Annotated in this window: 14 protein-coding genes; 12 read left to right on the top strand and 2 right to left on the bottom strand. The window is 61.4% G+C overall.

Annotated features, from left to right (window positions below; all coding sequences use genetic code 11):
* The first annotated feature begins 2 nt into the window (after nucleotides 1-2).
* The 4 genes from MUU55_RS11875 to MUU55_RS11860 all read left to right on the top strand — a co-directional run bounded on the left by MUU55_RS11875 (nucleotide 3) and on the right by MUU55_RS11860 (nucleotide 2,148).
* Complete coding sequence (locus MUU55_RS11875; RefSeq protein WP_244760982.1) at nucleotides 3-401, top strand: hypothetical protein; 399 nt, start codon at nucleotides 3-5, stop codon at nucleotides 399-401.
* A 281-nt stretch (nucleotides 402-682) separates the two neighbouring features.
* Nucleotides 683-1,237, top strand: coding sequence for a rod-binding protein (locus tag MUU55_RS11870; RefSeq protein ID WP_244760981.1), 555 nt, complete (start codon nucleotides 683-685; stop codon nucleotides 1,235-1,237).
* A gap of 15 nt (nucleotides 1,238-1,252) precedes the next feature.
* Nucleotides 1,253-1,621 carry a hypothetical protein gene (locus tag MUU55_RS11865; protein ID WP_244760980.1) on the top strand — a complete coding sequence of 123 codons (369 nt, stop codon included), beginning with the start codon at nucleotides 1,253-1,255 and terminating at the stop codon, nucleotides 1,619-1,621.
* A complete protein-coding gene (locus MUU55_RS11860; protein WP_244760979.1) occupies nucleotides 1,618-2,148 on the top strand; it encodes a hypothetical protein in 531 nt (176 codons plus the stop codon). Before MUU55_RS11865 ends, MUU55_RS11860 begins: the two co-directional genes overlap by 4 nt.
* A gap of 42 nt (nucleotides 2,149-2,190) precedes the next feature.
* Here MUU55_RS11860 and MUU55_RS11855 read toward each other — a convergent pair whose 3' ends face one another.
* A complete protein-coding gene (locus MUU55_RS11855; protein WP_244760978.1) occupies nucleotides 2,191-3,000 on the bottom strand; it encodes a WecB/TagA/CpsF family glycosyltransferase in 810 nt (269 codons plus the stop codon).
* A gap of 536 nt (nucleotides 3,001-3,536) precedes the next feature.
* Here MUU55_RS11855 and folD point away from each other — a divergent pair.
* Nucleotides 3,537-4,436: a bifunctional methylenetetrahydrofolate dehydrogenase/methenyltetrahydrofolate cyclohydrolase FolD gene (folD, locus tag MUU55_RS11850; protein ID WP_244760977.1), complete on the top strand. Its 900-nt coding sequence runs from the start codon at nucleotides 3,537-3,539 to the stop codon at nucleotides 4,434-4,436.
* Nucleotides 4,437-4,470: 34 nt separating this feature from the next.
* Here the strand turns inward: folD and MUU55_RS11845 are convergent, their stop codons facing one another.
* Complete coding sequence (locus MUU55_RS11845; protein WP_244760976.1) at nucleotides 4,471-5,499, bottom strand: substrate-binding domain-containing protein; 1,029 nt, start codon at nucleotides 5,497-5,499, stop codon at nucleotides 4,471-4,473.
* Between MUU55_RS11845 and MUU55_RS11840 the strand changes: the two genes are divergently transcribed.
* From MUU55_RS11840 to MUU55_RS11810, 7 genes are all read left to right on the top strand, one after another.
* A complete protein-coding gene (locus MUU55_RS11840) occupies nucleotides 5,500-5,676 on the top strand; it encodes a hypothetical protein (protein ID WP_244760975.1) in 177 nt (58 codons plus the stop codon).
* A gap of 149 nt (nucleotides 5,677-5,825) precedes the next feature.
* On the top strand, nucleotides 5,826-7,166 hold the full coding sequence (locus MUU55_RS11835; RefSeq protein ID WP_280518950.1) for an ABC transporter substrate-binding protein: 1,341 nt from the start codon (nucleotides 5,826-5,828) through the stop codon (nucleotides 7,164-7,166).
* 163 nt (nucleotides 7,167-7,329) lie between these two features.
* Nucleotides 7,330-8,337 carry a carbohydrate ABC transporter permease gene (locus MUU55_RS11830; protein ID WP_244760973.1) on the top strand — a complete coding sequence of 336 codons (1,008 nt, stop codon included), beginning with the start codon at nucleotides 7,330-7,332 and terminating at the stop codon, nucleotides 8,335-8,337.
* Between the two features lies 1 nt (nucleotide 8,338).
* The gene (locus tag MUU55_RS11825) at nucleotides 8,339-9,484 is read left to right on the top strand and encodes a carbohydrate ABC transporter permease (RefSeq protein WP_244760972.1); all 1,146 of its coding nucleotides are present in this window, start codon (nucleotides 8,339-8,341) and stop codon (nucleotides 9,482-9,484) included.
* A 29-nt stretch (nucleotides 9,485-9,513) separates the two neighbouring features.
* A complete protein-coding gene (gene bglA, locus MUU55_RS11820) occupies nucleotides 9,514-11,169 on the top strand; it encodes a beta-galactosidase BglA (RefSeq protein WP_244760971.1) in 1,656 nt (551 codons plus the stop codon).
* 30 nt (nucleotides 11,170-11,199) lie between these two features.
* Nucleotides 11,200-12,291, top strand: a complete 1,092-nt coding sequence (locus MUU55_RS11815; RefSeq protein WP_244760970.1) for an ABC transporter ATP-binding protein — start codon at nucleotides 11,200-11,202, stop codon at nucleotides 12,289-12,291.
* A 102-nt stretch (nucleotides 12,292-12,393) separates the two neighbouring features.
* Nucleotides 12,394-12,804: a hypothetical protein gene (locus tag MUU55_RS11810; protein WP_244760969.1), complete on the top strand. Its 411-nt coding sequence runs from the start codon at nucleotides 12,394-12,396 to the stop codon at nucleotides 12,802-12,804.
* Nucleotides 12,805-12,814: the final 10 nt, after the last annotated feature.

Raw genomic sequence — 12,814 nt, 5'->3', positions numbered from 1 at the left:
CGATGGCGCAGAGCCGGTCGGAAAAGCTGAAGCGCCTCGTCACCGTGCAGCGGCATCTCGAAAAGATGGCGGAGATCGATCTTGCCAACACCACGCGCCAGCGTCAGGAGGCGGCCGAGACGATGGACGCGGTCGCCGAGGCGATCAATTCGCTGAACCCGGTGCATCGCAGCTTCTCGCGGCACTATTCCGGCCAGTACAGCCGGTTGCAGCAGCAGGACCAGATGCTGGCCAACGTCCAGCAGATGCATGAGATGCGTGTGGTGCGGGAGCGCACCAAGGGCGACCGTATGGAAGACAATATGAAGGAGGCCCGCAGCGCCGAAGAGCGCGAGGCTGCGGATGACGCCATCTACGATCTGATCGACCAGCACATCGCCTACAAGGGCGGCGACGACTGAGGTCGTTCGCAAGTCTTTGGAACGACAAGGCATTTTCGCGCGTGGCTGGTCAAGCTTGCCTCAAATTGGATTCCGGACGTGCCGCCGTCACGACTTCGTCATCCGCCACCAGCCTCCCGTAAGGTTGAGCAGCGATAGTCTCCCTCACGGACGATGAAGAGGTTTGCCGAAGCGGCTGCGATATGCAGCGCGGGTAGATCGATGTCCCGATGGTCATGAGGCCGGCGGACCGCCATGAGGACGGGTCCGGCTCGCAGGATTTACCTGAAAGGCTTTGAGACGTGGCAATTACTCCCCCCAGCGATCTGGTGCTCGACGTCGTGCGCGCTGCCGATCCGACCCAGGTTCAGGAAGCGCAAGCCAAGCTGAAATCGAACCGCGCTTCCTTCGAAGCGACAAGCCTTGCCGAAGCGGGCGCCGGATTCCAGGCCGCCGTCGGCACTATTCTCAATCGTGATTCCGCCGGCGCCACCGCGTCGTCGAACGCCGTGTCCGCCGTCGGCAGCAAGGCCGTGCCGGAACACCTGCGCAAGTTCGAGACGATGGTTCTGCAGAACTTCGTGAAATCGATGATGCCGACCGAAAGCGAGCAGGTCTATGGCGAAGGTACCGCCGGCGAAATGTGGCGCGGCATGATGGCCGATCAGCTGGGTGAAGCGCTCGGCAAGGGCGGCGGCATCGGCATTGCCGAGGCGCTCGCCAAGAAGAGCGGCATCTCGGGCGGCGCCAAGGAGAATGATCCCGACCGTATCGCCTCCGGCATGATCCAGGCCTTGCAGCGGGAAGCCTTTGCCGACCTGACGCCCGGCATCAAAGAACACAAGAAAACGGCATAAGCGGAGAACAATAAAATGGAACAGGCAAGCAACGAAATCCGAATCCGCTCTGTGCTCGGTCGGCTTGAAACCATCATCGACAACGAGAACGACAATATCGGCCACGATCCCGATTTCGATCTGCCGACGTCGAATGCCCACAAGAGCCGCTGCCTTTATGAGCTGGCCATGCTGACGCGCGACGTGCGCCCGGAAGAGGTTCCTGCCAGCTTCTCGCCGCAGCTCGGCCGCATGCGCGAAAAGCTTGCCACCAACGCCCAGCGTGTCTCGGCTCATCTCGACGCCGTGCGTGAGGTTGTTGCCATCCTGAAGAACGCGGTGCAGGACCTCGAGGCTGACGGCACCTATTCGCAGGAACAGTTCCGTCTGGGTTACGGGACATGATCAAGCTTATCGGCACCGGCGTCTGGGTCCTCGCGATCACGCTCGCGGCGGTCTATTTCTCGCTGAAGATGGCCTCGGCCCCCAAGGTCGATACGGAAGCGGCCGCGCGCGAGGCCGCGATGGAATTCGTCTCCGGCTACACGACGACATTGCCGGTCATCGGGGAAGATGGTGTCAACGGCTATCTGCTCACCAAGCTCGCCTACAAGGCGAACAAGGAGCTGGCGGCCAAGCAGGTCGTGCCGCTGCCGCAGATGATCACGGATGAGCTCTACACGCTGCTCGTCGGCAAGAAGATGATCGATGTGACCGCAACCGGCAATTTCGACCTCGAGGCCTTCAGGGGCGTCGTGAAGGAAGGCCTCAACCGCCGTTTCGGCGCGGAGGTCATTGCCGAGGTCTATGTCGAGCAAATCGACTATATCACCACCGCTTCCGTCGAGGACCCCGCGCCCAAGAAGGGCGTTACGCTCCTGAAGGGCGAGGTGCCCGAGGTGAAGCCGGCAGAAAAAAGCGGCGGACACTAGATCCGCCGCTGAGTTGAGGCAATTTTTGAAGAAGCCGGCCGCCTATCGCGTGCCGGCTTCTGCCGTTTCATCGACTGTACGCTTCACCACCATGCCGGACAGCTTGTAGCGCATGACGTGATAGAGGAAGAGGGGATTGCCGATCACATAGCGCCGCCAGAGCCGCTTGGGTTCCTGCACGAGCCGGTAGAGCCATTCCAGACGCAGTTTGCGGATACCGAGCGGCGCACGGCGCACGTCGCCAGCCACGAAGTCGAACAGAGCTCCGACGCTCAGCACCAGCCGTGCATGGCCCGGGCCGACATGGCGGTCGATCCATTTTTCCTGCGCGGGGCTGCCCATGGCGACCAGGAGGATGTCGATATTGGCCTCGCGCACCTGCTCCATGATCTCATCGGATTTCGCGCGGTCGAAGAAGCCGTCGGAAATCGGGATGAAATCGTGCCAGGGCGCATGGTGCCGGAAGTTTTCCGTTGCACGCTTCAGCGTCGAGGGCCGCGTGCCGATCAGCGCGACGCGCATCGGCTTGGTGATGTAGGTCAGCAGGGCCGGCACGAAATCCGTGCCGTTGAGGTTTGCCGGAAATTTGCGGCCATGGAAGACCATGGATGCGATATCGACGCCGTGGCCATCAGGGAAAACGACCTGGCGCTCGAGCACGGCGCGATACTCCCCGTCACGCATCATCAGGTTCGCGTTGTTGGCGTTGATGAAGGCGATCACGGTCTGGCCGAAAGGCATCGTCGCGACCTCTTCGGCAAAGGCGAAGGCGTCCGCCCAGCCGAGATCGCAGACGGGAAGGCCGAGAATGTCGCGCTGTGCGCTGACGATATTGCCTGACACGAGGTTCATGACAGGGCTCCTTGAGCGGCAACACCGCGCGTCTGGCGACCGGACCGGCCGGCCGTCATGGCTCGGCGGCTGGCGTATTCGTTGGGGAATGTGGGAAAGGGCTTCATGCTGCTCCCGCAATACTTGTGTTGCTGAAGCCGGTGTAACAAGCGCGCCTGAAAGGGCTTTTAAGGAATTCGCTAGAAGGTGATCCGGTATCTTCATGTTTTGCTAACCATATGTCCCACCTGTACTCTATCAAGCTGAAAACAATAGATTTTATTCCATTGGATGTGGCGCCGTGCCCGGCTTCGAAGCGAAAAGATTTGCAGAGGGTGCTTCAAAAAAAGACTTTTCCCGAGATTTGACGGGTTCTTTCACGCGCCCGGAAACCTCTTTCACGGGTGACAGGAAAACGGGTGTTAACGAATTGGGCCGGTTGTTTGCGAAACGGGACGCTTGAAATTATGTGTTTGGGACAGCATAGGGCGTTAAGAGGCCATCCCATCACGCGAACGCGCCCCTAAAGTGGGCGCAATTCATTCAGGGAGAGTAATGTGACCACCATTATCGATGGCAAGCAGGTTGCCGCTTCCGTCACCGACGCCGTGAAGTCCGCAACCGCGGCGCTGGAAAAGGATGCCGGTTTCAAGCCCGGCCTTGCCGTCGTCATCGTCGGTGAGGACCCTGCGAGCCATGCCTATGTCTCTGCGAAAAGCCGCATGGCCAAGGAATGCGGTTTCAACTCCATTCAGCACACACTGCCCGAGGCAACCACGCAGGACGAGCTTGCGGCCCTCGTCGAGACGTTGAACGCCGACGAGAGCATCCACGGCATCCTCGTGCAGCTGCCGCTGCCGAGGCATCTGAACTCCGATCCGATCATCCAGTCGATCAGGCCTGAAAAGGACGTCGACGGCCTGCACGTCGTCAATGCCGGCAAGGTCGCGACTGGTGATCTCGACGGCGGTCTCGTTTCCTGTACGCCGGCCGGCGCTATGGTGTTCGTGCGCCGTACCCACGGGGAAGACCTCTCGGGTCTCAACTCGGTGGTGATTGGCCGCTCCAATCTCTTCGGCAAGCCGATGTCGGCGCTGCTGCTGGCCGCCAACGCGACAGTAACGACGGCCCACTCTCGGACCAGGGACCTCGCCGGTGTCTGCCGCAATGCTGACATTCTCGTGGCCGCGGTCGGCCGCCCGGAAATGGTGAAGGCGGATTGGGTGAAGCCCGGCGCCACGGTCATCGACGTCGGGATCAATCGCATCCCGGCACCGGAAAGAGGCGAGGGCAAGTCGCGCCTCGTGGGCGATGTCGCCTATGACGAATGCGCCAAGGTGGCCGGCGTCATCACGCCGGTTCCGGGCGGCGTCGGCCCGATGACGATCGCCATGCTGATGGCCAACACCGTCATTGCCGCCTATCGCAAGGCTGGCAGGACCCCGCCGAAATTCTGATCGCCAGACCAAAAGGCGCCCACGCGGCGCCTTTTTATTTGCCTGCCGGTGCGGGGCCGGTCGAGGCGCGCACGATGAGGTCCGTTTTCCAGAGCTCCTGCTGTGGAAGGGCTTCCAGCTGCAGAATATCCGCGATCAACCGTCGCGCGATGCGCTGTCCGGCGCCGCGCAGCGATGAGCGCGTCGTCGTGAGCGGCACCATGAAATTCTCCGGCTTCAACATCGGCAACACGTCGTCATGGGCGATCAATGAGATGTCCGAGCCGAGTTTCAATCCCGCCTGGTTGATCGCGCGCACGGCGCCGAGCGCCAGGACCGTACTGGAACACAGCACGGCCGTCGGTGGCGTTGCGAGCTGCAGAAAGCGTTCCATGGCGCGAAACCCATGTTCGTCGGTCATCTGCGAGTTCGAATTGCATTCATCGCGCAGCACGAGGCCGTGCTCGGTCAATGCACGCACCGTGCCTTTCGTCCGACGAATTGCGAAGGTGAGGTGGCTCGGACCGTTGATCAGGGCGACATGCCGATGGCCGAGCTGCGCGAGCAGCCGCGCGGCATCGTAAAAGGCGCCCGTGTTGTCGATGTCGAGATAGGGATAGTCCGTCGCGATGCCCATCGAGCGGCCATGCACGACGAAAGGCGTCTTCAGCGACTTCATCATCGCGATGCGCGGATCCTTCTCGCGCATATAGGCGAGGAACAGGGCATCGACATTGCCGCTGGCCACCAGCCGCCGGCAGGTCGCCACCTCGTCCTCCGGGTGGCTCGGATTGATGACAAAGTGGAAATCGTGCTTGACCGCCTCATCGCCGAGGCCGGCCAGGAATTCGCCGAAATGCACGTCGGACTCGATGCCGTCGGCGGTCGGCATGACCAGGCCGATCGAGCCGGCGCGGCCGGTCGCAAGGCGCTGCGCGGCGCGGTTGGGGCGGTAGCCTGTCTCCCGAACGGCATCGAGAACCCGCTGGCGGGTCTCGGCATTGACTTCCGGATAGCCGTTCAGCGCTCTGCTGACGGTTGTCTGCGACAGACCCAGCAATTGCGATAACTGCTTGAGATTCACATGCTTAGCTTTCTTGAAACATTAAAAGCGCTTTGGGTGTTGTGCGTTGACGTTCCCGATTTTCTCTCCAAAGCGTTTTGGCATCTAACATCAGCAATTCCTTCCAGAAAAGCGGATTTGGTCATTTTGCGGCGCAAAACTACGCTGCACTGCATCAGGGGCGGCGTTTTTGTTTGAAATGATTTGGGGGTACTTGACGAGGGTGAGGGGGAAATGGGATGAAAGGAAATCCAAAGCGCTTTGAATTTTGGGGTATTTTAGAGAATGCCTGCCCCGGGAGGGTGGGTTTGCTATGGGAGGCAAATCACGTGAAAAAGACATTGCTGATGACGGCTGCGCTGGCGCTTCTGATGGCGGGCGGCGCTGCCGCTGCCGATTTGAAGTTCAAGCCCGGCGAGGATTCGAAATTCAACTGGCAGAGCTTTGAAGACTTCAAGAAGGGCCATGACCTCAAGGGCCAGACGCTGACCATCTTCGGTCCCTGGCGCGGCGAAGACGAAGCCCTCTTCAAGAATGTCTATGCCTATTTCGTCGAAGCGACGGGCGTCGATCTGAAATACTCCTCCTCGGAAAACTACGAACAGCAGATCGTCATCGACACCCAGGCCGGCAGCCCGCCTGATGTCGCCATCCTCCCGCAGCCGGGCCTCATCGCCGACCTCGCGTCCAAGGGTTACCTGACGCCGCTCGGCGACGAGACCCAGAAATGGCTTCTCGACAACTACGCCGCCGGCCAGTCCTGGGTCGATCTTTCGACGTACAAGGGCAAGGACGGGAATGCCGCGCTCTATGCCTTCCCCTACAAGATCGACGTGAAGTCGCTCGTCTGGTACGTGCCGGAAAACTTCGAAGACGCCGGCTACGAAGTGCCGAAGACCATGGAAGACCTGAAGGCGCTGACGGAAAAGATCGTCGCCGATGGTGGTACGCCGTGGTGCATCGGTCTGGGTTCGGGCGGCGCCACCGGCTGGCCGGCGACCGACTGGGTCGAAGACCTGATGCTGCGCACGGCTTCGCCCGAAACCTACGACAAGTGGGTAAAGAACGAGATCCCGTTCACGGATGCGTCCGTCGTCGGCGCGCTGGATGAATTCGGCTGGTTTGCCAAGAATGACAAGTTCGTCGATGGCGGCGCGGCTGCCGTGGCCTCCACCGACTTCCGCGACAGCCCGAAGGGCCTCTTCGCCTCGCCGCCGAAGTGCTATCTGCACCACCAGGCCTCGTTCATCCCATCCTTCTTCCCTGAGGGTACGGTTGTCGGCGAAGACGCTGATTTCTTCTACATGCCGCCCTATGCCAGCAAGCCGGAACTCGGCAATCCGGTTCTCGGTGCCGGCACGCTCGCCATGATCACCAAGGACACGCCGGCCTCGCGCGCCTTCATCGAATTCCTGAAGACGCCGATCGCCCACGAAGTCTGGATGGCCCAGACGAGCTTCCTGACGCCCTACAAGAGCGCCAACAAGGAAGCCTATGCCAACGGTCCGATGAAGAAGCAGGGTGAAATCCTGCTGAACTCGACGACCTTCCGCTTCGACGGTTCCGACCTGATGCCGGGCAAGATCGGTGCGGGCGCGTTCTGGACGGGCATGGTCGACTTCGTCGGCGGCAAGTCCGCGGCTGATGTCGCCGGCGGTGTCCAGAAGGCCTGGGACGCCATCAAGTAACATCCTGGCGAACCGGCGGGTTTTACCCGCCGGTTTTCCCAAGTATGCCCACATGCAGCCGGACCATGCGGTGCAAGCCGCGTGAGCGCCCCTTGTGTCTCTCAAGGTCCGGACTGCGCGTGGAAAACAGCGTCAGGGGAAGCATTCCTGGGGAGGAACTGCCATGCAGCAATTGTTATTCGCCATTTTCACGATGGTGGGGGGCGTGCTCGCCTGCGCCGCCTATTTCTTCGGAACGAACTGGCTGCTCGACAAGATTTTCCCCTCGAAAGGGATGACGGGCGCGCAGGCATCGCAAAACCTGCGCATCACCAATGCCATCAGGCCCTGGCTGTTCATGGCACCGGCGCTTTTCGCGCTCGCCATCTACCTGGTCTATCCGGTCTTCGAGTCCGTCCGGCTCGCCTTCCATGACCGCTCTGGCCAGCAGTTTGTCGGCTTCAGCAATTTCGTCTGGATGTTCAACGACGGCGAATTCCGTCAGTCGATCTTCAACAACTTCCTCTGGCTCCTCGTGGTGCCGGCGCTCTCCACCTTCTTCGGCCTTGTCATCGCGGCGCTGACCGATCGCATCTGGTGGGGCAATATCGCAAAGACCCTGATCTTCATGCCGATGGCGATCTCCTTTGTCGGCGCCGCCGTCATCTGGAAGTTCGTCTACGACTACCGCTCGGAAGGCTCCGAGCAGATCGGCATTCTCAACGCCATCGTGGTGGCCATGGGCGGCCAGCCCGAGGCGTGGATGACCATTCCCTTCTGGAACAACTTCTTCCTGATGGTCATCCTGATCTGGATCCAGACCGGCTTCGCCATGGTCATCCTCTCGGCGGCACTGCGTGGCATTCCCGAGGAAACCATCGAGGCGGCTGTCATCGATGGCGCGAACGGCCTGCAGATCTTCTTCAAGATCATGGTGCCGCAGATCTGGGGCACGATCGCCGTGGTCTGGACGACCATCACCATTCTCGTCCTCAAGGTCTTCGACATCGTGCTCGCCATGACCAACGGGCAATGGCAGACGCAGGTTCTGGCGAACCTAATGTTCGACTGGATGTTCCGCGGCGGCGGCGATTTCGGGCGCGGCGCGTCCATTGCCGTCGTCATCATGATCCTGGTCGTTCCGATCATGATCTGGAACATCCGCAACGCCACCAAGGAAATGGAGCGCTGAGATGATTGCTTCCGCCCGTTCGCCGCTCATCATCGTCGTCCATATTTCCGTCCTGTTGCTCGTCGCCCTCTGGACGCTCCCGACCGCAGGCCTGCTGATTTCCTCGCTGCGCGACAAGGACCAGCTCGCCGTCTCCGGCTGGTGGACGGCGCTCTCCACCTCCTCGCAGAACCTGACCGGTCGCGCGGCTTCGCCCGAAGCGCAGGTCGAGAAGGATGGCAAGTTCGTCATTGAGGGCAAACTCCTCGAAGGCGACACTGCCAAGGTCTCGGCCTTCGGCGTGCGTCCTTTGCAGCCGTCTGCCTTCGAAGCCGGCAAGCCCGCCGATCTGGGTGACGGCCAGACGCTCACCGTCAACGAGGACGGCAGCTACCAGATCGTCTCGCCGACCAGGATGGAAGGCACGCGCGGCCAGCGCATCTTCTATACGGCTTCCGTGCCGCCGCGCTTCACGCTCGACAACTATCGCGAAGTGCTGAACGCTGCCGGTATCGGCTCGTCCTTCATCAATTCGCTGACGGTGGCGATCCCCTCGACGATCATCCCGATCCTCGTTGCCGCCTTCTGCGCCTATGCGCTCGCCTGGATGCCGTTTCCCGGCCGGGCAATCCTGATTGCCGTCATCGTCGGCCTGCTCGTCGTGCCGTTGCAGATGTCGCTGATCCCGCTCCTGAAGCTCTATAACGGTGTCGGCGCCTTCTTCGGCGTTCCCGCGAAAACCTATGTCGGCATATGGCTCGCCCATATGGGCTTCGGCCTGCCGCTCGCGGTCTATCTGCTGCGCAACTATATGGCCGGCCTGCCGCGCGAGATCCTGGAATCCGCCCGCGTCGACGGCGCCTCGGATTTCGATATCTTCGTGAAGATCATCCTGCCGCTCTCCTTCCCGGCGCTCGCCTCGTTCTCCATCTTCCAGTTCCTGTGGACCTGGAACGACCTGCTCGTCGCCATGGTCTTCCTCGGCACGGGCAATGACGAGCTGGTGCTGACCGGACGCCTGGTGAACCTGCTCGGCTCGCGCGGCGGCAACTGGGAAATCCTCACGGCCTCCGCCTTCATCACCATCATCGTGCCCCTCATCGTGTTCTTCAGCCTGCAGCGCTATCTCGTGCGCGGTCTGCTGTCGGGTTCGGTCAAGGGCGGTTGATGTCTCCCAAGTAAACAGGAAATACCAGAATGACGACGACGTCGGATTCCACCCTTCTCATCCCGGACAAGGACTGGTGGCGTGGCGCGGTGATCTACCAGATCTATCCGCGCTCGTTCCAGGATACCAATGGCGATGGCATCGGCGACCTCAAGGGCATCACCGAGCGGCTGGCCCATGTCGCTTCGCTGGGCGCGGATGCGATCTGGATTTCGCCCTTCTTCACCTCGCCGATGAAGGATTTCGGCTACGACGTCTCCGATTATCAGGATGTCGATCCGATCTTCGGCGAACTTGCCGATTTCGATGCGCTGATCGCCGAGGCGCACCGCCTCAACATCCGCGTCATGATCGACCTGGTCCTGTCGCACACCTCCGACAAACATCCGTGGTTCGTCGAAAGCCGATCGCGCCGCACCAACCCCAAGGCGGACTGGTATGTCTGGTCGGACTCGAAGCCGGACGGCACGCCACCGAACAACTGGCTGTCGATCTTCGGCGGTTCCGCCTGGCAGTGGGACCCGACGCGCCTGCAATATTACATGCACAATTTTTTGACGTCGCAGCCGGACCTCAATCTCCATAATCCGGAGGTTCAGGACGCGCTGCTCTCGGTCGCCCGCTTCTGGCTGGAGCGCGGCGTCGATGGCTTCCGCTTGGACACGATCAACTTCTACTTCCACGACAAGGAACTGCGGGACAACCCGTCGCTCGCCCCCGAGCGGCGCAATGCGCAGACGGCGCCGGCCGTAAACCCCTATAACTACCAGGAACATATCTACGACAAGAACCAGCCGGAGAACCTGGAATTCCTCAAGCGCTTCCGCGCGGTCATGGAAGAGTTCCCGGCAATCGCCGCCGTGGGCGAGGTGGGCGACAGCCAGCGCGGTCTGGAGATCGCCGGCGAATACACGTCCGGCGGCGACAAGATGCATATGTGCTATGCCTTCGAATTCCTGGCGCCCGACCCGCTGACGCCGGCCTTCGTCGCCGAGACGCAGCATGCACTGGAAAAGGCGGCACCCGAAGGCTGGGTCTGCTGGGCCTTCTCCAACCATGACGTGATGCGCCATGTCAGCCGCTGGGGCAATGCGGTCACCGACCACGAGGCCCACGCCAAGCTGCTCGCGAGCCTCTTGATGTCGCTGCGCGGTTCCGTCTGCATCTATCAGGGCGAGGAGCTGGCGCTGCCGGAGGCGGAGCTTGCCTATGAGGACCTTCAGGATCCCTACGGCATTCAGTTCTGGCCGGATTTCAAGGGCCGCGACGGTTGCCGCACGCCGATGGTCTGGGAGAGCGACAAGCAGTCCGGTGGCTTCAGCCAGGGCAAGCCGTGGCTTCCCGTTCCAGACGTGCATCTGGAGCGCGCCGTCAGCGTGCAGGAGGGCGATGCGGCTTCGGTGCTGGCGCATTACCGCCGCTTCCTGGCTTTCCGCAAGGAGCATGTGGCGCTGGTCAAGGGCGAGATCGACTTCCAGTCGGCCGAAGGCGCGATCCTCTCCTTCGTGCGCACGCACGGCAACGAGAAGGTTTTCTGCGCCTTCAACATGAGCCCGATCGCCCGCCTTGCCGATCTTCCGGCAGGCCAGCTGGAGGTGCTCGAAGGCCATGGCTTCGGCAGCATCATGCATGAGGAAACTATCGAACTTCCGGCCTGGAGCGGCTTCTTCGCCCGCTTTTCTTGATCGGTCAAAAACTATTGGGGAGGTAAGAGCATGACAGGGCTGGTTCTCAAGGATATCCGCAAATCCTACGGCGCGGTGGATGTGATCCACGGCATCGATCTCGATATCAAGCAGGGCGAGTTCATCGTCTTCGTCGGCCCGTCCGGCTGCGGGAAGTCGACGCTGCTGCGCATGATCGCCGGCCTGGAGGAGATCACCGGCGGTGACATGACGATCGATGGCGAGCGCGTCAACGACGTGCCGCCCTCGAAGCGCGGCATCGCCATGGTGTTCCAGTCCTACGCGCTCTACCCCCACATGACCGTCTACGACAACATGGCCTTCGGCATGCGGATCGCCGGCGAGAGCAAGGAGGAGATCGACCGCCGGGTGCGCTCGGCGGGCGAAATCCTCCAGCTCACGAAGTATCTCGACCGCCTGCCCAAGGCGCTCTCGGGCGGCCAGCGCCAGCGCGTCGCCATTGGCCGCGCCATCTGCCGCAACCCCAAGGTCTTCCTGTTCGACGAGCCCTTGTCTAACCTCGACGCGGCGCTGCGCGTGGCGACCCGCATCGAGATCGCCAAGCTCAACGAGCAGATGGCCGATACCACCATGATCTACGTGACGCACGACCAGGTGGAGGCGATGACGCTCGCCGACCGCATCGTCGTGCTCTCGGCCGGCCATATCGAGCAAGTCGGCCCGCCGCTGGAACTCTATGAGCGACCAGCCAATCTCTTCGTCGCCCGCTTCATCGGCTCGCCGGCCATGAACATCATCCCGGCGAAGGTGACTGCGGCCGGTGCCGCAACCTCGGTCGAGCTGACGGGCGGTCGCGTCTCCAGCGTCGATATCCCGACGGCGGCTTCTGAAGTCGGCAAGACGGCGAGCTTCGGTGTGCGGCCGGAAGACCTGCAGATTACCACCGGCGAGGATTTTCTGTTCGAGGGCACGGTGTCCATCGTCGAGGCGCTTGGCGAGGTGACGCTGCTCTATATCGATGGTCTCGTTGCCAACGAGCCGATCATCGCCAAGATCCCCGGCATTCTCGATATCAAGCGGGGAGAAAAGGTGCGTTTCACCGCCGACAAGACCAAGCTGCACCTGTTCAATGCGGCCGGGCAGAGCTATCGCGCCGTCTGATTTCGCGTCCGAGCGGCAGGATTTAGCCCTGCCGCTCAACCCGATGTTAAGTCTTGCTCCCTACGCTTTTTTCGAAAAGTGAGAATGCCGGGGGCAGGCAAAATGGGCATGGGTCAAGTACCGCGCAACAACTACCTGAACAAGGAAGAGTCCTTCATGTATGATCGGGAAAAGAGTTTCCCGATGGAGGACACCTGTAACGAGGCGCGTATTGAGTTCACCGAGAATGGCGGCCTCGTCAATCTCGTCTCCCGCCGCGGCTTGATCGTCAAGCTGTCGCGTAGCGGTGCCGTCATCACCATGACGACGAAGTTCCAGCTACCGCGCAACTTCTATCTCGACATCGTCAGCGCCCGCCTGCCGATGATCGGCTGCCTGACCCAGCGCGTCTATCCCAATGACGTGGTGGAAGCCCGCTTCCTGCGTCTGCTGTCCGACAAGGACCTGCAGCGCATCTTCGTCTATTCGACGCACCGCAACCATCAGGGCCGGACGCTGGATATATACAGCTGAGACGAAAAGA

It is taken from the genome of Shinella curvata, from assembly GCF_022899935.1.
Taxonomy (GTDB): domain Bacteria; phylum Pseudomonadota; class Alphaproteobacteria; order Rhizobiales; family Rhizobiaceae; genus Shinella; species Shinella curvata.
This window is presented reverse-complemented; position numbering and strand designations above follow the sequence as displayed.